The organism is Gordonia sp. UBA5067 (assembly GCF_002414845.1).
Classification (GTDB): domain Bacteria; phylum Actinomycetota; class Actinomycetes; order Mycobacteriales; family Mycobacteriaceae; genus Gordonia; species Gordonia defluvii.
Genome location: NZ_DIAX01000066.1, coordinates 17466 through 38369, shown reverse-complemented (window position 1 = coordinate 38369; position 20904 = coordinate 17466). Strand labels below are relative to the sequence as shown.

Below are 20904 nucleotides of genomic sequence, written 5' to 3'. Positions count from 1 at the left end.
CCACGATCACCGGCCTCCCCACGGATCGAACGGGGCTGGTCCGGCAGCGGAGTCGGGCCCGCGGCGCGCATACCGGCGGGACGGCGGCAACCAGAGGAAGCCGACGGCTACCACGCCGACGACGACGAGGGCAATGATCACCGTCCCGCCCATCAGTCCGAACAGCGACAATCCGGCGAGCACGGTTCCCAGTGGTGCGGGCCAGGACTCGCCGCGCCACACCGCATAACCGAAGCCGAGATAGGCCAGCGCGAAGACGACGGCGATGAGGACGGTGACCACAATGGCCGTCGTCGACAGGTCGGCGACTTCGCGGCCCAGATAGTGGACCTGGGCGTCGTCGGCCGATGAATGCCGGGCGGCGCGGACTCCCAGAGCCGCCTGCGCGGCGCACAACCCGGCGGCGGCGGCGACGCAGGCCAGGGCCAGCCACACCGTCACCGGCGGCGCGCTCGGGCGCGCCCCGGCCGGCACCGGTGGCGTCGGCATCGGCTCGGGCCGCATCGGCGCCGGCGGAGAGCCGGGCTGGGCCGGAAACCCGGTCCGCCCACCCGGTCGCGGCGGACCGGACGCGAACGGATCGGGGCCCCGGAAGCCAGGATTGGTCATCACGCGCCCTCCACCATCACGTTGCTGCCGGCCAGGACCCACCGCACCGGATCGGTCACCCGGAACGGCGAGATACCACGATCGCTGAGCTTGTCTCCCTCGGGCGAGGCCCCGAGTGCCGAGACCGCGAAGAAGCGATGCTCATACTGCCGCCCGGTCACCGGGTTCACCATCGTCGTCAGCGCCGGGCCCGCGTCGAGCCGGGTGAGCAGGCTGCGCACCTCCTCGTGCAGGGCCTGGCCGTCGTTCTCGTCGTAGGTGCGCGCGAACAGACTCGGGTCGCGGTTGTATGCCGCGCCGGGTTGTGCCATCATCGCGCCCCACGCGCTGGCCTCGACGACACTCAGCGCTTGCAGCGCATCGAACTTCGACAGGATCACGGCCAGTTTCGGCGAGCCGTTGCCGATCAGGTTCGTCATGGTGTGCAGGACGTGGCGCGGATCGCCGCCGAGACTCGACGGCGGGGGCACCAGGTCGCGCAGCTGGTTGGCGATCTCGCCGACGCACAACGGGTCGAAGAGAAACAGGACGGCGTCCGCGCGCGAGAAGAACTCCCAGGAGAGGCCGCCGACGTCGGCTGCCTCGAGGTCTTCCCCGGCGACGTCGCGGATCACCAGGTACTGACGCTTGCGGCCCCACTCGCCGAGATTGAAGATGAGCGGATCATGCTGGTAGCTGCCGTGCAAAGAGGCGCGCGGCGTCGGCTGCAGGATTCCGCGATCCTCGAACAGCGGCTTCTCGTACTCGTCGCGGAAGCGGCGCACCGTCTCGTCGTTGGCGGGGAACACCTCCCGGTCGAGCCGAGCCGCGAACCGTTGCAGCTGCTTGATCAGGACCGCGATGTAGACGGTCTTCCCGGTGGCGCGGGCACCGGCCATGGTGAGGCAGATGGCGTTGCCGTGGTACCAGTGCTGCGGCAAGACGAAATGGCAGGTGGGACAGACCGGGTCACACGGGGGGTCGGGGGTGGGCGGCCATTCGCCCGCCCACTCGTGCCGGCGCGCGAGGGTCACCACACCCATCCGCACCTCGCGCCCGGCGTAGGCCGAGGCAACCGGGTCGACGACGACCTGCGCCGGATCGCGGTCCACCCAGGCGACGGCGTCGTCGGTGCCGAGCATGGAGAAGCAGCGCGGGCACTTGGTCAACGCGCACCCCCGGCCAGCGCGAAGGGCGCCAGCAGATCGGCGACCACCCGCGCCACGACATCGGGATGGGCGATCAACGCCTGCACCGGGTTGTCCGTCAGCGCCAGGACCGAGCCGCGAAACGCGGCGCCGGCCGGCCGGGCGCCGCTCAGAATCAGCACCACCTGGTCCGCGGTCGGCGCGTCGGCCGGCGGCGCATCGGTGACCAGCACGGTGAGGGTGCCCGGCGCCGCAACCACCGCCGGGCCACCGCTGAGGCCGTATCCACCGGCCGGGGCGGCCGACAGGGCGGCGCCGACGCCGTTGGTCGCGGTGGGAACCGGTGGCGCCGCGGCCGGGCCGACCAGGCCGACCGCCACCTCCGATGTGCCGGAGACGACTTCGGCCAGGCCGGCGACCAGGTCGGCGGCCGCGGCCACCAGGCCACCAGCGAACAACGGTGCCATCGACGCAGACGCATCGACCAGCAGCCGCACCGGCAGCGCACGGGACTCATGGACCTGATCGGCGTTGAGCACGCCGCGCGCCGCGACGCGGGCAGCCTCGGCCACCGGGGGCAGCTTCGAGTCGGGGCGGGTCAACCACGTGGTGACGGTGATGGTGTCGGCGGCACCGGGCGCCACGCTGGCAAGCTTGATGAACCCCAGACCGGACACATCGCGCGGTGTCAGTTGCGCGACATCGGCGTCGAACTCGGCATTTGTATCCGGGCCGATCGACATGTGGACAGTGGTCCCCGGAGCGAACAACTCGCGGCCCTGCGGCACGGCGCCGAGCACGATCTCCTCGGTGACATGCGGGATGATCAGCATCGTCGGCGCGGTTTCCACCACCGCGTCGCTGGGAACGCCGTCGGGTGTCCGGGCGACCAGTCGCACCCCATTGGCGTTGGGTGCGCCCGACACCGCGAGCCGGGCCGCCAGCGGCCGGCGGGCCAGCGTCGCCGCCGACTTCCCGTCTAATACGTAGGTTGCCATTATCCCAGTCCTCCCAGTCCTGCAGCCGGACCATTGGCTTGTGCCGCTACCCCGGTGCGCACCAGCCAATCGGCGGCCACACTCCGGTATTCGGCGAAGAATTGCTCGGCGGACGCCGCACCCAGCCCCCGCACAACCAGCCACGCCGCGTCGCGCAGGCCGATCACGTCGGTCGGTCCACGATAGTCCCCGGTGGCCGCACGCGCCTCGATCAGCGACTGCGACCAGGGCACCGGCCGGCCGTGCTCGGGCTCTGCCGGCGAGCCGAACCCGTCCAGCGGACCCGCTCCGGCACCGGGCAGGCCCATTGCGACTGTCACCGCGTCCCCGACCAGCCACGCGGTGTCGAGGATCCAGGCCCGTTCGGCGCGCGCCAGTTCGCCGACGACCAGCGGGTACAGCTCGGCGCCGCCCGCCGCGCCCGTCATCCGCGCACGCAGCGCAGTGCAGAATCCGGACCCGGGATCGGCCCAATGCGCTCCGACACTCTGGCCGACCACGAATCCGGCCGCAGTCATGACCACGAGTTCGTCCACGGCCCGGGCCACCCAGGTGTCCGCCGGGACCGGCCCGGGTTGCGGCACGCCCGGCGCCAGGTTCGCCAGGACCGCCACACTCGCACACCAGCGGTCCCGGTCCGGTACGGCCCCGGTGCGCCGAACCAGCCGCAACCATGCGGCCGCCACCAGCTCCGGTGGAGCCGCCTCGGCCGCCGCCAGCACGGCCCGCAGGCTTTCATCGTCCACCTCGCCGTTGAACACCAGCGAATCCAGGATCTGCGGCGGCACGCGGGCGCCCGCGGTCGCGAACTCGAGCAAATCCGCCGCCGCGGGGCGCTGCTGGACCACGATCTCGGCGACGAGGTCACGGCACTGCGCATCATCGAGACGCGGCGTGCGCAGCGCGCCCCGGATGGCCTCGGCCGCGTAGTGCGCCCGCGCGTCAGCCGGGATGTCCAGTTCGGGCGCCGCCAGCACGGCGAGCGTCGTGAAGCCGAACAGGTAGTCGTCATCAGCGGTGCCCGGCGCCGGTCGCGCATAGCGGAGCCCGTCGGCCGCACCGTAGAGCCAGAGGGCCGTCTCGGCCGGCAACTGCGCCAGTTGTCCCGCCGGCCGATGGGCGAACACCGGTCGCACGTATCGTGCGAGCACCGCCTCCGAGATTTGTCCGGCGTCGAGCGCATCCTCCCACCCCAGCGTGCCGACGGCGGCAAATCCGGCCCGCGATGTTGTCGCGGCCACCTCGTCGCGCACGGCGGCAAGGTCGTCGTCAGGAGCGGCGAGGCGTTCGATCATCTCGGCCAGGCGCAGCGCCGCCCGGGTGGCGGTCACCGGATCTTCGGTGCCCAACGCGTCGAACCGGGACCCGATTTCCGCACGCAGAGAACCCAATCGTGCCGTGCCGACCGCCGGCACCGCCGCCAGATCGCACCGGTCCAGCCAGGCGGGGTCGGCCAGGGCGCCGCGCAGCACGTATGCGGCGAGCAGTTCGGTTCCGCGGCCACGGCGAGCAGCGCTGCCCAGTCGGCGCAGCGCCTCGTCGGGGGCCGGCGGGTGCCTGCGGAGCACCGTCGCGACCAGGTCCGCCGCCCAGTCCACCGCAGCGAGGTGCGCCGGCGCCTCGTCGACGACGACCGCTGCCGCGTCCGGGTGGAATTCGATCAGCTGCGGTTCCTCCAGCACGGCGACGGCAATCGGCCATTCGGGTGCGAGTGGCCCTGGTGATTGCGCTGCCGCCACCTGCCTTGAGCCTTCGAAGTCGGCGGCCACGGCGTCGCGCCGCGCGAGAACCCGCAGCGCGATGGAGTGATCGGCGAGCACCGCTTCCGCGAGGACGGACAGCGCGGTCACCGCCACCGTGCCGGCCGCCAACCGGTGCGCCGATTCGGGATCCCCAAGGTAGGGCTCTTCGTTCTCGTCGATGACCGCGGTGACCCCGGGGTGCCCGGCCAGTTGTGCGCTGCGCGCGCGGGGCACGCCCACGAGGTGCAGCCCGGCCGCGGCTCCGGCCGCGACCGATTCGGGCGCCTCGTGCGTACTCCAGCACAGCCGGTTCGCGCCGGCAGGGGTGAGGAAGTGGCTGACCGCAGCGATCCAGGCGGCCGCGCGGTCATGGTCGTCGACGGCCAGCACGACGGGGCCGCGCGTCTGCCCGGACAGTCGCGCCGACACCGCGTCGAGCAGCACCCGCACGACGCCGGTACGGTCGCGCACCGGGTCGAGCAGGAACGCCACGGTGGACTGCACCGACAGTGCGAGGTTGCCCACCAGGGCCGGCGGACCAGCAGGCAGGACTGCGGCTTTGACCGCCTCTGGGCCGTACGGGATCAGCCATCCCGCCCACCGCCACAGTTCGATCGGACACAGTCCCGTCCCGCCCGGCCCCTGGGTCAGCACATGGGCGAACACGTTGCCCGGGCGGCCGGTGCCGTCGCGCCCGGCATCGACGGTGTGCCAGTACGCACCGCGCCCGCCGCCATCGTCGTCGGCCGCGAAGCACAGCCGCGCCGGCCGGTTCGCGATTTGATCGGGCGTCGGGAACGCCGGCAACGCGGGCTCGAGGTCGAACCGGGTGACGATGCGCGCGATGAGTTCCTCGACGTGGGCCGGGTCGATCTCGCCGGCGATCTGTTTGACCTGCCACCCGCCACCGTGGCTGCGCTGGCCCGCCATCGGCCCGCCGAGAGTGCCGCGCCCAGTGAGCGCACCGTCGTCGAACGACGTGTAGGTCAGCTGCCCACACCGATCTGCGGCGATGAACCGGGCGGGTGCGGGAGCGGTATTCGGTGGCATCGCACGACCAGCGGTGGTCGAGCGCTTGGTCAGATCGGCCATTGCCTCACCGTTCGCCCTGCGGCGGTCCCGGCGGCAGCAGTCGCAGGTTCGCCATCGGCGGGTCGAGGATGGCAATCGGACGTCCGTTGCGCCGGGTACCGTCGTGGATGAAGAGCCGCACGTAGCCGGTGACGCCTGTCAGGTCGGCCACCCACTCGGTCGAGCGCAGGCCCGCCAGGAGTTCGCCGCCGATCTGGCAGTGTGGCACCTGCTGGCCGCTGTCGGAGTAGAACCGCCAGGCCCGTCCGTCGGCCGCGTCGAGCGGCAGCCGGTCGGGGCGGTGCACCAGCACCAGGGGCGGCAGATCGATCACCGACGACTCGCTGTGCAGCACCAGCCGAACCACGTGCCGGCCGGGGGCGGCGGGCTGCGGCTCGAGGTTGTAGGCGATCCGGGCCAGCCCCGGATAGGTGATGCCCACCGGTTCACCGGTGATTTCTCGACCGGCCGAGTACGAGACCGCGACCAGCGCCACCTGACACCCCTTGAGGGTCAGTGGCCGCGCCAGGATGAGCGCACCGTCGCGCTGGTATTGCTCGGCGCTGACCTCGCCGAACGGGCGGCCATGGCACAGCTGCTCGGATGGGACTCCAGGCTGACCGATGTAGGCCCGCACCGCGGCGGCGCCGCGGGGCCAACCGAAGGTGATCATCTCGCAATGAAAACGCTCAACAATGCGCGGTTCGACAACAGCGGACAGCGGTCGCGCCAGGACGCGCGTCATCCCGATCCGTGCCTTGCCCGACGCCATGGTGACCGGTGTCAGGTAGGCCCGGTCCCACCCGCTCGGCCACGGCACCCCCGACATCTGTGACCGCGACGGGTCGGTACCGGCCTTCACCGGATGCCGGACGCGCGTTGCGTCGTTGAACCCTTGCGGGGACAGTGCGTCGACCGCGAGGTCCTCGCGCTCCAAGCCAGCGGGCGGCGGTTGCTGGAACCGGAAGATGCGCACGTCCTGCCCACCCTCCGGGGTGGTCCAGGACAGGTCGAACTGCGAATTGTTCGCACTGATCGCGACGGCCAGATCGGCGATCGACGTGAGTTTGACCGAGACCAGGATCTCCTGCTGCGCGGGGCGGGACAGTCGCAGTTGGTTCCCCACCGGCACCTCGGCCTGCGCGCGGTAGAGGTAGCGGCGGCCGCGTGGCGCATCGGCGTCGACGAACCCGGTCAGGTTCGGCTCGGTGAGCGCTATCTGGTATCTCGGGTCGGTGGTGATCGGACCGCCCTCGTCGAGCGGGATGCGGAACACGCGGACCGCCTGCGTACCGGCGAACACCGACCACTCGCCGACCACGCGCCCCTCGTCCTCGGTCAGGCGCATATCCTCGACCGGGCTGATGTCCTCGCCCACCGCCCATTTCACCGGTTGCGCGGCGCGCGCCGACGCCTCGTCCACGCCGGCCTGCACCCACACCTGGTAGTGGCGCACGGCCGATGTGAGAAACCGGGTGTCCTCTGCGGAGGTCCCCGTCGTGACGGCCAGCGACTCCCCCGCTTCGGGCTTGTACGGCGGTATCGGCTCGTCCCCGGAGACGACGCGGTAGATCACCCGCGCCCCATCCGAACAGGCGTCCCAACTCAGTCGGACGCCGTCGGGAGTGGTGGCGATACTGATCGCGCCCGGGTCCCGGCCGGGCTTGTCGAAGGCGAATTCGGGAAAGTCGGCATGCGTCAGCGCCAGCAGGTCGGGATCGACGACTATTGATCGCGCGACCGGCGGCACCTCCGGGGCGACCGCGGCTCGCACGGGTTGCGGATCAACCGGCGGGAGCACCGGCGCATCGTCGCCGCCGAACCGCCCGAACACGGTCGCCAACTCGTCGACCAGCGCACCTGCACCGGGCAGCTTCTTGCGGAGCTGCTCAGCGCTGACCGGTGCCCGTTTGGCGAGGTTCCGCAGCGTGAGGTCCTTGATCGTCTCGGCCCCCGGTGCCCCCTCGGCGATCTTGCTGCCGCGCCACGCGATCAGCGCAGCCGTCAACTCCTCCACCGGGTCGGTGGCGGCACCGGGGCGAGCCGAGCCGGTCGACTCCGCGTGCCGTCCGGGGCCGCCCGGCGCCTCGGGCCGCTGCGGTGGCGGTCCGGTTGGGGCGAGGCCGGCAGGCACATGGGCGACGGCGATCATCGGAAGGACACCGAGTCGGACTTGGCCGAGCACGTGGTCGATGGTCGCTCCCCAGTACTGGGCCGCCGGCGAGGCCGCGATATCGGTGCGCCAGGAATCGGGACGGCGGGCGATCGCCTCGAGTTCCCGATCCGGGGGAACCGCCCCGCCGTCGGCAGCCGCACCCGTGGCCCATTGCACCAGTGCGGCCACCAAGTCCTGACTCGTCGTCATCGATTCAGCCCTGCCCCATCTCCGGCGCACGGAACGGATCGGGTTTCAGCGACTGACCCGCGGGGTCACTCGGATTGATCGGCGAAACCGGCGCGGCGGGCACCTCCCACTGGAGTGCGGCCGGGCCGGTGGCGGTGCCCTCGAGGCGCAGGTAGTCGAGCGTGACAGCCTCCGACAGTTGCGAGGCGACACACACGATCCCCAGTCCGGCGCGGACGCGGTGCCGCACGTCGACACGGACCGTGGCCCCCCCGTTGGTCACGGCGACGTCGGTGAGCAATGCATGGTCGAACGAGCCGGCCGGTGGCGCGTCGCGATCTATCCCGGCGAGGAACTCCTCGCGCGGCAACTCGGCACCACCGGCGACGGCGACGGTGCTGACCAGGCGTGGCACCAGCGACCCGAGTGGTCCGCCGAGCGCTTCCAGTGCCTGTCCCCAGACCGCGTCGGCGCCGGTTGAGCCGACCACGCCGGCGAAGACATCGCTCGACCAGCGATCCAGCGCAGTGCCGGTGTCCTTGCCATGGTCGAGCCACACCGGTGATGCCTGCGCCCCGGCCTCGCGGGAGCCGAGCCGCGGGGGGATCGAGGTGACGATCATGGCGTCCCACGACTGGGTCAGCCATCCCGGCCGGAACAGGTCGCGGCGCAGATAGTTCACCGACTCGTCGACGTCGGGGGTGCTTGGCCGTGCCGCGCCGAGCCCGGTCGACATTGGCAGCCCCCACGTGAGTGGCAGCGAACCGGCCGGGGTACCGGACTGCTTACCCAGGGGCGACTCGAGATAGGCCCCGAGCGCCCTGTTCCACGACAGGAACTGCCCATACGCCTGCGACAGTCGGCGAACGTCGCGCAGCGCGGCGCGCAGGTTCTGCCGGTCCACTTCCAGCCTGTCGATCGCCGCCCGGCGGTGGTGCAGGAGCGCGAAGATGGCCCGCTGCGACTGGATGAACCCCCACAGGCACGCGCCGAGCCCGATGAGCAGCAGCGCGACGACGACGATCAGCGACACCCACCACGCCAGCCCCTGTTCCACCGTGAGGTAGCTGAACAGCGCGATGACGAGCAGGATGGCGATCACCGTCGCCTGGACGGCGCGGCCGAGCGATTTGTTCCGCTGGTCCGGTTCGGGCGGTGGGGCGACCGCGGAGTTGACCTGGTGCAGCAGGTGCTGCACCTCGTTGTAGGCGGCGTAGAAGGCGTCGCCGAGGCGCTGGCCAGCGGCCACCCCGAAACTGCGGCCGGCGGTGCGGCGCCAGGCACCGAGCTCGGTGAGGGTCGACCGGGCGCCGACGCCGTGATCGGGACTGGACTCCAACTCGGTCAGCCGGTTGGACAGGTCGACGATGCCGAGCACATCGGTGGCGTCGACGCCGTCCACCTCGACGGCGGCCGACACCGGACCCGGAATCGCACGGAAGGCCGCGGACGGCCCGGGCACCACATCGCTGGCGTACTTGACGATGGCCCGGGCCGAACCGACCTGGATCGGCGGGAGATCCCGGCTGCGGGTGCCCGCGTCGGCCAGCGTCAGGGCCGCACGCGAATAGTCCTGCCACACCTGCGATAGATCAGAATCGGCGTCGGCCATCTGCCCGGATGGATCGAACAGGGCACCCGACAGTGCGCTCGAGGCGGCCCCGATCTCAGCCCATCCCGCCATCCGGCCCGACGATGTGCGGCCGTTGACGACGACCTGGTAGGCCGCAGGCTGGCCTTGGAACGCAGCCTGCTCGGCACCGACGGCGATCTTTGCCGACACGCTGCCGACGACGCTGCGGTACCACTCCGCCGGCGCGTTGCGAATCGAAGCCCAGACGAAGTTGACGAACATCGCCAGAACGGCCAGCGCCCTGATCTGGGTCGGCGGGTTCGCCCCGTAGGACATTCGCGGACCGCGCAGCACCCCGGCGTACTTGCGCCAGAAGACATCGGCCATCGTCGAGGTGGCGGTCGCCACGTCCGCGACATACACGATCGGCGAGCGCTGGTCGCTGGGGAGCGGCAGGACCCCGTCATTGCTCAGCAGTGCGGCACTCAACGCGGCCTCGACTTCGTCGGTGCGAAGTTTGCGGTAGAACGAGCGCGCCAGCCGGACCGACTCGCCCGGGACCACCGGCAGCCCGTCCAGCGGCGCATGGTCCACGCCGCTCCACAATCCGGCAAGACCGGCGATCACCGGCGCGCCGTGCCGCCCGAGGTCGTGGGCCGACGCACCGGCGGTCAGCGGCACCCGCCCGAAGCCGGGTCCACGCGCATCCTCGGGCGAGATCAGGATGTTGTGCCACCCCGGCACCGCCAGTTCGGCGGCCGACCCCGACACCGCCGGGGCGCGCGCCACGAGCGCGCGAATCCTCGTCACCGCGCCGGCGCCGGTCGCGCTGATCAACTGGCTGGCGACGGCGGTCTCGTCGGCCACCGTGAGCCGCCGCTGACCGGGCAACGCCGGCACCACCGAACACACCCGCAGCCGGGAGGTCCGGCGACCGGCGACCAGTTCGGGCAGGGCGACGTCGTGGGCCCGCCCGCGCGACACCACGAGCACCGCCGTCAGCGGGGTCTGCGCCGAGGGCTCGGCAACCCAGAGGAAGTCGTCGACCAGGCCGGCCGCGGACAGGTCGGTCAACCCCGACAGGATGCTGCTCGCCGCGTCACGCGGCGCCATGAAGACGGTCAGCGCCGACATCAGAATCCGCCGGGCTGCCGCGGCGACTCCGGCCCACCGAACGGATTCGCCCCGCCGAACGCACCGGGCGCACCGGGCGCACCGGGCGCACCGGGCGGATCGAACCCGGGGCCTGGAACAAGCGGATCAGCCGCGATAGCCGCCGCGGGGTCCATGGATGGAACCGCGAAGGTCTCCCCGGACTGGAAGTGCGGCGCCGGCGCCGGCGCCGGCGATCCCTGTTCGGCCAGCACGACCGCGGCCTCCAGCAAACCCAGCAACTCGCCGGTCGCCCAGAAGACGTCCGGTGCGATATCCCGATAGATGGGCGTCTTCGACGCCTGCTGCCGCACGGTGATCCGGGCGAAGACCCCGGTCCCCTCGGCGCCGGCATGTCCCGGCGTCGCGCCCTGCCCCGGCTCCATGTAGTTCTTCGATACGAATTCGTGCTGGTAGGCGAAGTAGGCCCGCAGTTTCTCGGCTCGATCGCGAATCGGCATCCCCGGACCGGAATCGGGAATGGCCGAGGCGACCCCCGTCCCGGACTCCCCGGTGCGCAACCAATTGGCCATGTTGACGGTCGCAGCGAGCTGGCGCTGGTCCAGTCCGGACGACGGGTTCTCCGCACCGGCGTCATAGATGTGCCGAAGCGCGCGGTAGGGCGCCATCGACGACATCGCCGGCGGCTTGTGGCTCTGCGCGATCGCCAAGAGCACCGACTCCAGCACCGCGGGGAGCCAGTCGTAGTCGGCGAGGAACTCCGACTGTGGCGTCAACAGCGGATTCGGGAACGCCAACCACCGGCGCGAGTCCGTATCCCAGACATGCACCGCGTCGGCGAACGGCGGCGGCGGTACCTGGATGAAGCCGATCGCCTGGCCCAGGACCCACCCGGCCACCATCGTCCGGCGCTCGTTCTCGTGCATCGGCAGGCTCGCCTCCAGCGGCCGGGCCCGGCGCATCGTCCAGAACGCCTTGCGCTGCCCGGGGGACGACGCCAGCCACTGGCGCGCTGCCGGCTCGATCACGGCCTCATAGGCCAGCGGCGAATAGTTCGGGTAGGAGCCGAAGATGTCGATGCGCTTGATCCGCGCCTCGTCGGTGAGCGCATTGCCGACCGCGTCGGCACTCTTCTTGTCCACCCGCGCCGTCGCGCCCAGGCTGGTCTTCAGATCCTCGGCGACGGGCAGCCCGAGGAACGGTATCGCCGAAAACTTGTAGCGATAGACCATTTCCGCGACGCCGTGGATGGCTTGCATCGCGTTCTCGTTGACACTGGCCAGCGGCCGGGCCAGGTTGACGGCCTCGATGAAGCGCAACTCCAGATCGGTGCGACGCGCGAAGCGCTCGGATTCTGGAGCATCCGCCCCCTCCACGTACTCGCGCAGCGACACCGAGCAGAACCGGTGGAACGACTCACCGCTGCGCGCCACGAAGCGCCGGGCCCGGCTCAGCAACTCGGCCGGGCGCAGGTGGACGTCGTAGCTGGCGCGCTGCGCGATCAGGCCGTCACCGGTCTCCGGATGGCGTGGGAAGGCCCGCGACACCCACGTCGTGGTGCGCTCGACCACCGCCTGCTCCTCGGCTGGCGACCTGCTGCCGTCGAGGGTGTGCCAGTACCCGGTGACGACGTGACCGGCGGCGCGCGAGATTCCCTCGCCGAGCAGTCGCGGGTCGGTGCTGGTGGCGCCGACCGATGCGGGCAGGTCGATCTCGTAGCGCTGCTTGAACTCTGCCGACCGGGTCAGCATCACTTCGTTGTCCGCCTCGGAGAACCGTTCGGCCACGAGTTCGTCGGTGTCGGCGGGCCAGGCGGCGTATTCGTCGGTCTGCAACTGAGCCAGGCCGACCTGCTGCCGGTTCGCGCCGGCCGCCTGGCGCAGCAGCGTCTGCGCCTCGTTGAGGGCATCGATCAGCGGGTCGACGACCTCGGTGATCATCGCCCCGCTCGCGTTGGCGACGTGATGGGCCAGCGCGGCGTAGACCTGGCGCTCGACGGTGCGCCCCGACCCGGCGAACACCTCGTCGGCGATGGCCGCCGGATTGGTGATCGTGCCCGACAGCGCCGCCAGCGTCGCCTTGGTCTCACCCGGCAGGTCGGCGATATCGGCGGGCCCGTACTTCGACAGGTCGTGCAAGGACGGCATCAGCACGTCCTCGAGCAGCCGGGCGACCCGCTTGACCAGCCCCGTCGCGTACGGCAGGCCCTGCGTGGCCAGCGCGCGGGTGGCGGCCTGTTCGAGGTGGGCGACGAAGTTCTGATGCCAGACGAAGGCGTCGTGATAGGCGGCGCCGTTGGCTCCTTCGGCGAGGCTGTGGCGCTGCTCGACGAGCACCTGCGAGACGCGCGCGGCCCACTGCTCGCCGTTGATGCCGGGGGTCTGGTCGATCATCGGCCGCACATAGGAGTTGACCACCCCGCGCGCCTGCGCCGCCACCTGGTCTCCCGGCAAGACGGTGTGGGTGAGCCACGGCGCCACCACGTTCGCCGATCCGTCAACCACGTCGGGCAGGCCCAGCGAGTGGCAGATGTTGCTCCACTGGTTATCCAGGATTGCGTTGACCTGCTCCTCGTCGGAGCTGTCGTTGCCCGGCTGGACGTGGCCGTGCAGCAGCTTGTCGACGCTGCTGCGCGCCAACCGCTGCGCCGAGTACTCGGCGTAGCGGTCACGGCCCATGGATAGGCTGGCATAGCCGAATGATCCCCACGGGATGTTGTTCCACTGCTTGTTGCCCCAGCCGAGGAACTCCAGCGAGCCCTGGTCGCCGGCCTGGTTGGTCAGGTCCCATTCGATGAACTGCTGGGTGGCGGTCCCCGACAGGACTAGTCCGGCCAGCCCGCGACCGAGTCCGCGGTACACCGCGCCGGGTGTTCCGTCGCCGAAGACGGTCCGCTGGGCGCCCACGTAGCGCCCGACCGGGAAGACTCGGGCGAACGGGATCCGCTCACCCTCGCCGTTCTCGTGGCCGAGGGCCCGCAGCAGGTCGACATCGGTCTCGCGCGCCGATCCGGTCTGACTGGCAACGATCTCCCCGAGCATTGCCAGCGCATTGGCCCGGGTGCCGGTGACGGCAGAATCGTCGAGCGATTCGAAGATGTCGGGAGTCACCATGAAAACGCCCATCAGGCGCGGGTCGACACCCTGCACGAGCGTGAGGGTGCGGCAGATGTCGAGCGCCATCGAAGCGCCCGCACCCCCGGCCATCGATGAGACGACGAGCACGATCGGCTGGTCGTTCGAGTTGTACTTACCCGCGCCGGGGATCCGCAACGACCGCATCTCCGAGTCGGTCGAATTGGCGAACAGGGTGTCCCACGACCGCTGCAGTGCCTTGCGCACGGTGTCGACGCGACTCAGGGTGATCATTCGGCCGAGTGCGCGATACTGCCCGGCACCCGTTGACAGGGGGGTGTAGACCTGCTCGGGTTCACGCGGGGCCCAGGTGGCGATGGTGTCGAGCGCGTTGTTCGCCGCCAGCCGCTGCGACAGCGCGTTGTCGAGGATCTTGTACCCGTCGCTTTCCGGGCCGGTGCCCACGTATTGGCCACCGTGGTCGGGCACCGTGCCGACGCCGGCGACCGGCGACGGCGAAGTCGGCACGTCCAGGTGGACGAATTGCCAGCCGGCGGGCAGCTTGTTGATGCCGTGGGACCGGAGATCGGACTCCAGCTGATCCATCATGTACGCCAGGGCGGCTCCACCGGAACCACCGCAGCCGACCACCAGAAAACGCTTCATCTGTGTTCAATCCTCTTCACGGAATCGATCGATTCGACACTCAGTTTTGGAACGGGTTGTAGTCCCTGGGCGGGGGTCCTGCCCAGCCGGGTGCTGGACCACCCGCTGCTGGACCACCCGGGGGTGGTCCGCCGTGCCCCGGAGAACTGGGGGCCGGACCGCGGGGGGCCGGACCGGTGTGCCGCGGGGGGCCGAACGAGCCCGGGCCGGGTGCCGGGGGTCCGGCTGAGAACGGGTCGGCCCGGCCGCCGTAGCCGCCTGCGCCGCCGAACGGGTCGGCCGGATCCGAGGTGGCCGCCGCGGCCCCGGCCTGCTGGCGCAGCGTGGCGAGCACGGCGCCCAGGGACTCGGTGATCTCCTCGGCGAACCGCTCCACCGTGGCGCGGCCGGCGTCGTCGCCGACGAGCACCACCACGGTCGCCTGGTCCGGACTGCCGCTCGGGTTGTGCAGGACAAACCACCGGTTGTGAACGTTCAGCGGCAGCTTCGCGTCCGGCGCCGGACCGAAGGTGTCCCCGGTCTTCCCGGCGGCACCGACCATTCCCGGCGCACTGGCCACGACGAAACCAGTGCCGAACGGTGATCGGCCCACTCGGGTGTCGAGCACTCCCCCCGGCCCCAGGTCGAGGTGGCGCGACGGTCTCGCCGTGCCGGGCACCATCCGGACGAAGTCGTTGTCGCGGAAGGCGAAGGGCTCCCCCGCACGCAGGATCGACGACCCGCTGACGGTTACCGCGATGGCCTCGGCACGCAGCGAACGCGCGGGAATGCGAGCGGTCCACCACTTCGCGAGGTAAGCCAGACCGAGCGGCACGAGGGGACCGAGGAGCAGTGCCGCCAAGACGCCCAGAATAGTGTTGGCCGTGTCCTGCTTCTTGGCGAGGATCGCACTGAACTGCACGTCCATCGCCTGCGGTTGGCCCGCTCCGTCGGCTTTGGCGACCATCACGGTCACCGTGCCGCTCGCGGTGCCCCGCGCCTGGTTCGGCACGTGCAGGGTCAGCGGAAGCGACGTCGTCGTGCCATCGCCGGCCGACTTGACGCAGTTCTCGCGGCTCGTGGCGGTCGAGGTGACCGTGAGCCCATCGGCGCCGCTCGGTGCCGCCTGTACCTTCGTCGCCCCCTGCGGGGCGACCCACACGCAGCCCGAACCGTCCACCGGTAGCGGTGCCGAGGCCTCGCCGGCGCCGGTCACAGTACCGAAGTCGACGCGCGCGGGCACCTGCGGATAGCCGGCCGGCGGGTTGATCGTCACCGGCAGGTCTACGCCCTTGGGAACGAGGGGGGTGCCGGCAACGAGTTTGCCCTTCGCGTCGCGCGCCGGCGCCGTGGTAACCGCGAGCGTCATGTGCAGCGTCGCCGCGCCCGGCGCCACCCCCGCAAGATCAGCCGTCCGCTTCTGCGTCAGCTTGTTCTTCGGCACATCCGCGGCGACCGGAATCGTCCTACCGGCGCGAGTCACCAGCTCTGCGCTGAAGGAAACGGTGCCCGGCAGATCCTCCACGGCAACCGTCTGGCCTTTCTTGTTCGTGACCACGAAGAAGAAGGGCGCCGCTTTGTCACCGCTGCGCAGCTTGGTGTTGCCGTTGCCGGGCCAGGCCGGCGCGAGGTCGCCGTAGATGCGGATATTCGACTGGGTTTGCGCGCTGACCGAAGCTTCGGGCGAGACGAAGACCAGCGCCCACACGCCGCGCCATTTCGCGGCGTCGGTACTCGACATCTCGATCGACACCGATTTGTCGCTCGGCGATGAATAGGTGATGGCCGCACCGCCCACATCGATTTTGCCGGGTTTACCGGCATCCAGGCGATGCTCGCTGCCGTCGGGGGCGACGATGACCGGGGTGAGACCGGGGGTGGTCGCATCGGCGAAGATGCTGACGCTCGACACCGACTTGTCGAGGACGAACCGGTGCTTGGCGTCCTCGCACACGCGGTTGCGCGCACATGCGCCACGCTTCGTTTCGATGCCGGCCCCGCCGCCGATCAGGGCGAACGCGCGCAGGAGACCATCCATGTCGGTCACCCGGTAGAACGCGCCGGGCACTGGTTCGGTGACCGTTCCGCAGGTCCGCCCGCCGGGTGCCGCGCCGGTGGCGATGGCCTGCAGAAGGTTGAAGTCGGCGGCACGAGACTGGGCGTCCAGACCGATCGCGACGGTGATCACTCCCGACGAGCGCAGTTGGTCGGCGACACCACCCGGGCGGCAGATGCTCGATTCGGCGGCCTTCTTCATCGCATCGCGGTCGGCCGGGCTGTTGAGCTGCTGGCCGGGTGCGAACTCTTTGTCGACCTGGCCGCGGTTCTGGTAGTCGAAATCGAGGGCGCCGTCGGTGAACCACACGATCATCTGGCAACCGGGCGCCGCGTTGGGCTTGCGCTTGGCGGCCAGCGAGGCGGCCGCGCTGGTCAGCGCGGTCGCATAGTCGGTGTCGCGGCCGGTATTGCTGGTCTCGAGCTTGGCGAGTCCGTCGGTGACCGCACCCATGGAATCGTTGCCCAGGGCGGTCCAGTCGGTGATCACCCGGTAGCTGTCGGAGAAGGCGGCGATCGATACGTCGAGCTGGGCCGCGTCGCGATCGGAGGCCAGCTGCAATTGGCGGGCCAGCTCTTTCGCCGCGGCGACCCGGGCCGCCTTCGGGTCGGACTTCTGCAGGCTCAGCGACTCGTCGATGAGGAACAACACCTGTCCGCTCTTCTGGCCGGCCACACACGAGGCGAACCTCGAGACGGCGGCGTCGGCGGGCTCGGCGTGGGCCGCCGCACCGACGAGTAGCCCAAGTGGCGCGAACAGCACCGCCAGTGCGAGCGCGGCACACCAGCGCGCCACGGTTGACCGCACCACGACAACTCCTCCCCCGGCCATCACAACCGCCCGATCCAGAACCCGACGGCCAGGGCGGTCACCGCGATCCCGAGGACGGTCAGCACGATCGCCACCGCCCACAACACGCCCGTCGAACCGGGTCGCGAATATACCGTCGCCGTCTTCCGCTCGGTGTCGACCGCGACAAACCTGGCCACCAGCCAGATGGCGATCGGCCCTGCCAAGAGCCACCCCAACAGGGACCACCACCGGCCCCATCCGAGGGCGCCGATCAGGCCGCCGGCGCCGGCACACGCCGCGGCGACAATCAGGAGCCCGTTCGGCGGGGCGGACATGGTGATCGAACTGGCGACGGCCGGGACCTGCGGATCATTGAACCCGGTCGCTGCGGGACCGTATTGGCCGGCGCCGGCACCGAACTGCCCGCCAACCTCGTGTCGGCCCGGGCTCTGCGGTTGTCCGGCCGCCGGGGGCGACCATTGTCGCCGATCGCCCGGCCCGGACTGTCCGTGCTGCGGCGGGGGCACGGGCTGTTGGTAGGCCCCCGGATTGCCCGGCCGGCCACCGCTGTTGGGCGAACCCCCCGGCATCGGCCCGGGCGGCGGCGACTGCCTCGGATCGTTGCCCGGGCCAAACGGATTGAACGATGACACGGTTGACATGCTTTCACATGGGCCGGACATCTGGGTGACCCGGACGAATGAGCGGATCCGCCGCGTCGCCCGGTGGCCACCGGATTTGCGCCACCGATGCGTCCGGATTCTGGCAGGATCGGGCCATGATCCCTTTTCTCTGGCGCACCGCGACCACCGGTCTGACCCTGTGGCTGGCGACCCTCCTGGTTCCCGACAGCATGTACTTCGTGTGGGGCGAGGCCGGCCAGCGGTGGCAGCAGGTCGGCATCGTCCTGCTCGTCGCGGTGATCTTCGGTGTCATCAACGCATTGATCAAGCCGGTCGTCCAGATCTTGTCGATCCCCTTCTACATCCTCACCCTCGGCCTGTTCCACGTCGTGGTCAACGCACTCATGCTGTGGCTGGTGTCCTGGTTCACCCGGCATGTCACCCATTGGGGTCTCATCGTCGAGAGCTTCTGGTGGTCGGCGATCTGGGCCGCGATCATCGTCTCCCTGGTCGGCATCGTGGTCACGGCGATCACCGATCGCCTCGCCGACTCGGTCACCCGGTAGCGCGTGGTGGTTCAGACACCGACCGTCCTGCGCGTCACCGCCGTCGTCGCCGCCCTCGGCGCCGCCGCAGCGCTGCTCGCGGGCTGCTCGGCCGGGTCGACCCCGGTGGACCAGGCCCGCTCGGTCACCGTCGTCGGAAGCGGCAAGGTCACCGGCGTGCCCGACACGCTGAGCGCCACCATCGGCGTCGAGACGCAAGCCGCCGACGTGTCCGCCGCCATCAACGACTCATCGGCGACGATCAGCAAGATCACCGACGCCGCCGTCTCGGCGGGCGTGGACCGCAAAGACATCCAGACCCAGCAGGTGTCGATCAATCCGCGGTACTCCTCGCCCGGCGCGGCGGGCGGCACCTCGACCATCAGCGGATATGAGGCCACCAACACCGTGTCCATCAAGGTGCGCGACCTCGGCAAGGCGTCGAAGGTGCTCGGTGACGCCGTGACCGCCGGCGGCAACAGCACGCGCTTGTCGGGCGTGAGCTTCGCGATCGACGACGATTCGGCGCTGATGCGCAACGCACGCGATGCGGCGTTCGCCGACGCCCGGGCCCGCGCCGATCAGTATGCCCGGCTGGCCGGCGACAAGCTCGGCAAAGCACTGGTCATCACCGAAACCAACACCGTCGACTCGCCCGGTCCGACGCTCCGGCGCGCCCCCGAAGCCATGGCTGCCGCGCCGGTGCCCATCGAACCGGGTCAGCAGACGCTGACCTACTCGGTCACCGTCAAGTTCGCACTGACCTGATCCAATGCATCCCCTGCTGGAACCGTGGGCGAACTTCAACGTCGCAGTGGCCGGGGCCAGCGCGGCGCTGGCTGGTCTGATCATCGTCGCGATGTCGGTGAACTTGGACGGCACTCTTCTCGCATCACCAATTCCCGCACGGGCCGGTGCGTCGATTGGTGCGCTGACTCTCGCCGTTGCCGCCTCCTGCCTTGCCCTCATCCCCGACCAGTCCCTCGTCCTCTTGGGTGTCGAGCTGCTCGCCGGCGGGCTCGCAACGCTGTGGATCGCACTACTCGCGGTACGTCGGATCTACCGGGCCAGGAGTAACGTTGCGTTGGATCCACAGCGGCCGTCACCCTTGCGGTTGTGGTGGCCTGGCAAGGTCGCGATGCACCTTGCGCCACCAGTGCTGTTCACCGTTGGCGGCGGGGTCCTCGTCACCGGAAATGCGCACGGGCTCAATTGGATTGCCGCCGCGTCCATCATCGCGATCGTCACCGGTGTCGCGTTCGGGTGGATCGCACTGGTCGAGGTCCGCCGCTAAACCCCCGCCGCTACCCCCTTGTCGAGGAGTGTCATGACAATACTGTTCACCGACCCTTTCCTCGACGACTTCGGCGTGTGGCCGCTCGCCTACGCCCCCTATGGCGGTAGCGACTTCGGTGAACTGGCCGCCATTGCCGCCGCTGTCGGCGACGGCAACGCCGACACCTTCTACACCGCGTTCACCGACATGGCCGCACGACTGGCCACCGACGCGGCGAGCGCCGAAGCCGCCGGATATCTCGACTCCGCTCGAGAACTGCACCTGCGCGCGGCGGTCTACTACGCGTCGTCCTACCACCCGATCTACGGGACCCCGGTCGATCCGCGTCTCGTCCATGCATTTGACCAGCAGGCCGCCGAGCTGAGTCGTGGCTTGGCGCTCGGCGACAGCCCAGGTGCCCCGGTGCGGATCCCGTACGACCAGACGTCGCTGCCCGGCTACCTCGTCCCGGCGCCGGGCTGCGCCGGGACGAAGCGTCCGCTCATCATCTTCACCAACGGCTACGACGCCACCGTCACCGATATGTACTTCGCATCGGCGGTCGCCGCCGGCCGGCGCGGCTACCACTGCTTACTCTTCGACGGCCCCGGCCAGGGTGAGATGCTCATCCACCACCGGATGCCGATGCGCCCGGACTGGGAACACGTCATCACCCAGGTCACGGACTGGGCAGCGAGCTGTGCGATCGTCGACGCCCAATCCATCGTGCTGAGCGGGTGGAGCCTCGGCGGCTACCTCGCGCCGCGCGGTGCCGCCGGGGAACACCGGCTCGCCGCGGTGGTCGCCGACCCGGGTCAATGGGATGTCGGTGCGACGATGACAGCGCTGGCGACGGCGATGGGCGTCTCGGCGCACCAGGCCGCCCATCCCGAGACGATCGCCGACGCGGCCCTCGCGGAGATGATGGCCGTGATCACCGCCAATCCCAAACTCAACTGGTCGATCGTCAAACGCGGATTCTGGGTGAACGGCGTAGACAATCTGCGCGACTTCCTCGCCGCGACGCTGCGGTACACCCTGGCCGGCATCGGGCGCGAGATCTCCTGCCCCACCCTCGTCACCGCTGCGGAGAACGACTTCCTGTCCAAGGATGCGGACCGGTTCGTCGCCGAACTCGGCGACCGCGCCACCCTGGTCCGGTTCACCGCCGCGCAGGGCGCCGGCATGCACTGCGAGATGCTCAACCGTTCGCGCTACAACCGCACCGCCCTCGACTGGCTCGACGCCACGGTGGGATCGGGCCCGACGGGATCCAGCCCCACGAGATCCGGCCCGGCACTGGCGGGCTGACCGGC

The 20904-nt window shown here is 70.4% G+C and carries 13 protein-coding genes; 4 read left to right on the top strand and 9 right to left on the bottom strand.

The features are described 5' to 3' along the window. Positions 1-6 precede the first annotated feature (6 nt). The 9 genes from B4M62_RS11415 to B4M62_RS11375 are packed head-to-tail and all read right to left on the bottom strand — an operon-like array spanning position 7 to position 17671. Positions 7-609 carry a hypothetical protein gene (locus B4M62_RS11415; protein WP_290707793.1) on the bottom strand — a complete coding sequence of 201 codons (603 nt, stop codon included), beginning with the start codon at positions 607-609 and terminating at the stop codon, positions 7-9. Continuing rightward, positions 609-1757, bottom strand: coding sequence for a hypothetical protein (locus tag B4M62_RS11410; RefSeq protein WP_290707791.1), 1149 nt, complete (start codon positions 1755-1757; stop codon positions 609-611). Before B4M62_RS11410 ends, B4M62_RS11415 begins: the two co-directional genes overlap by 1 nt. After that, the gene (locus tag B4M62_RS11405; RefSeq protein WP_290707787.1) at positions 1754-2734 is read right to left on the bottom strand and encodes a hypothetical protein; all 981 of its coding nucleotides are present in this window, start codon (positions 2732-2734) and stop codon (positions 1754-1756) included. The genes B4M62_RS11410 and B4M62_RS11405 overlap by 4 nt, the downstream gene beginning before the upstream one ends. Further along, positions 2734-5568, bottom strand: a complete 2835-nt coding sequence (locus B4M62_RS11400) for a hypothetical protein (protein ID WP_290707785.1) — start codon at positions 5566-5568, stop codon at positions 2734-2736. Before B4M62_RS11400 ends, B4M62_RS11405 begins: the two co-directional genes overlap by 1 nt. A gap of 4 nt (positions 5569-5572) precedes the next feature. Further along, a complete protein-coding gene (locus tag B4M62_RS11395; RefSeq protein WP_290707783.1) occupies positions 5573-7912 on the bottom strand; it encodes a hypothetical protein in 2340 nt (779 codons plus the stop codon). A 4-nt stretch (positions 7913-7916) separates the two neighbouring features. Next, positions 7917-10598 (bottom strand): hypothetical protein, encoded by a 2682-nt coding sequence (locus tag B4M62_RS11390; protein WP_290707781.1) that lies wholly within the window; start codon positions 10596-10598, stop codon positions 7917-7919. Then, positions 10598-14317 carry a tubulin-like doman-containing protein gene (locus tag B4M62_RS11385; RefSeq protein WP_290707779.1) on the bottom strand — a complete coding sequence of 1240 codons (3720 nt, stop codon included), beginning with the start codon at positions 14315-14317 and terminating at the stop codon, positions 10598-10600. Before B4M62_RS11385 ends, B4M62_RS11390 begins: the two co-directional genes overlap by 1 nt. 40 nt (positions 14318-14357) lie before the next feature. Then, positions 14358-17162 (bottom strand): VWA domain-containing protein, encoded by a 2805-nt coding sequence (locus B4M62_RS11380; RefSeq protein ID WP_290707777.1) that lies wholly within the window; start codon positions 17160-17162, stop codon positions 14358-14360. 20 nt (positions 17163-17182) lie between these two features. Next, complete coding sequence (locus B4M62_RS11375) at positions 17183-17671, bottom strand: hypothetical protein (protein ID WP_290707775.1); 489 nt, start codon at positions 17669-17671, stop codon at positions 17183-17185. 251 nt (positions 17672-17922) lie between these two features. Here B4M62_RS11375 and B4M62_RS11370 point away from each other — a divergent pair, with 251 nt between their 5' ends. Genes B4M62_RS11370 through B4M62_RS11355 form a run of 4 tightly spaced genes read left to right on the top strand, consistent with a single transcriptional unit; the run spans position 17923 to position 20899 of the window. Continuing rightward, positions 17923-18333: a phage holin family protein gene (locus B4M62_RS11370; protein WP_290707773.1), complete on the top strand. Its 411-nt coding sequence runs from the start codon at positions 17923-17925 to the stop codon at positions 18331-18333. Between the two features lie 3 nt (positions 18334-18336). After that, positions 18337-19080 carry an SIMPL domain-containing protein gene (locus B4M62_RS11365; RefSeq protein ID WP_290707771.1) on the top strand — a complete coding sequence of 248 codons (744 nt, stop codon included), beginning with the start codon at positions 18337-18339 and terminating at the stop codon, positions 19078-19080. A gap of 4 nt (positions 19081-19084) precedes the next feature. Next, positions 19085-19606 carry a hypothetical protein gene (locus tag B4M62_RS11360; protein ID WP_290707770.1) on the top strand — a complete coding sequence of 174 codons (522 nt, stop codon included), beginning with the start codon at positions 19085-19087 and terminating at the stop codon, positions 19604-19606. Positions 19607-19639: 33 nt separating this feature from the next. Continuing rightward, on the top strand, positions 19640-20899 hold the full coding sequence (locus tag B4M62_RS11355) for an alpha/beta hydrolase family protein (RefSeq protein WP_290707769.1): 1260 nt from the start codon (positions 19640-19642) through the stop codon (positions 20897-20899). The last annotated feature ends 5 nt before the right edge of the window (positions 20900-20904 follow it).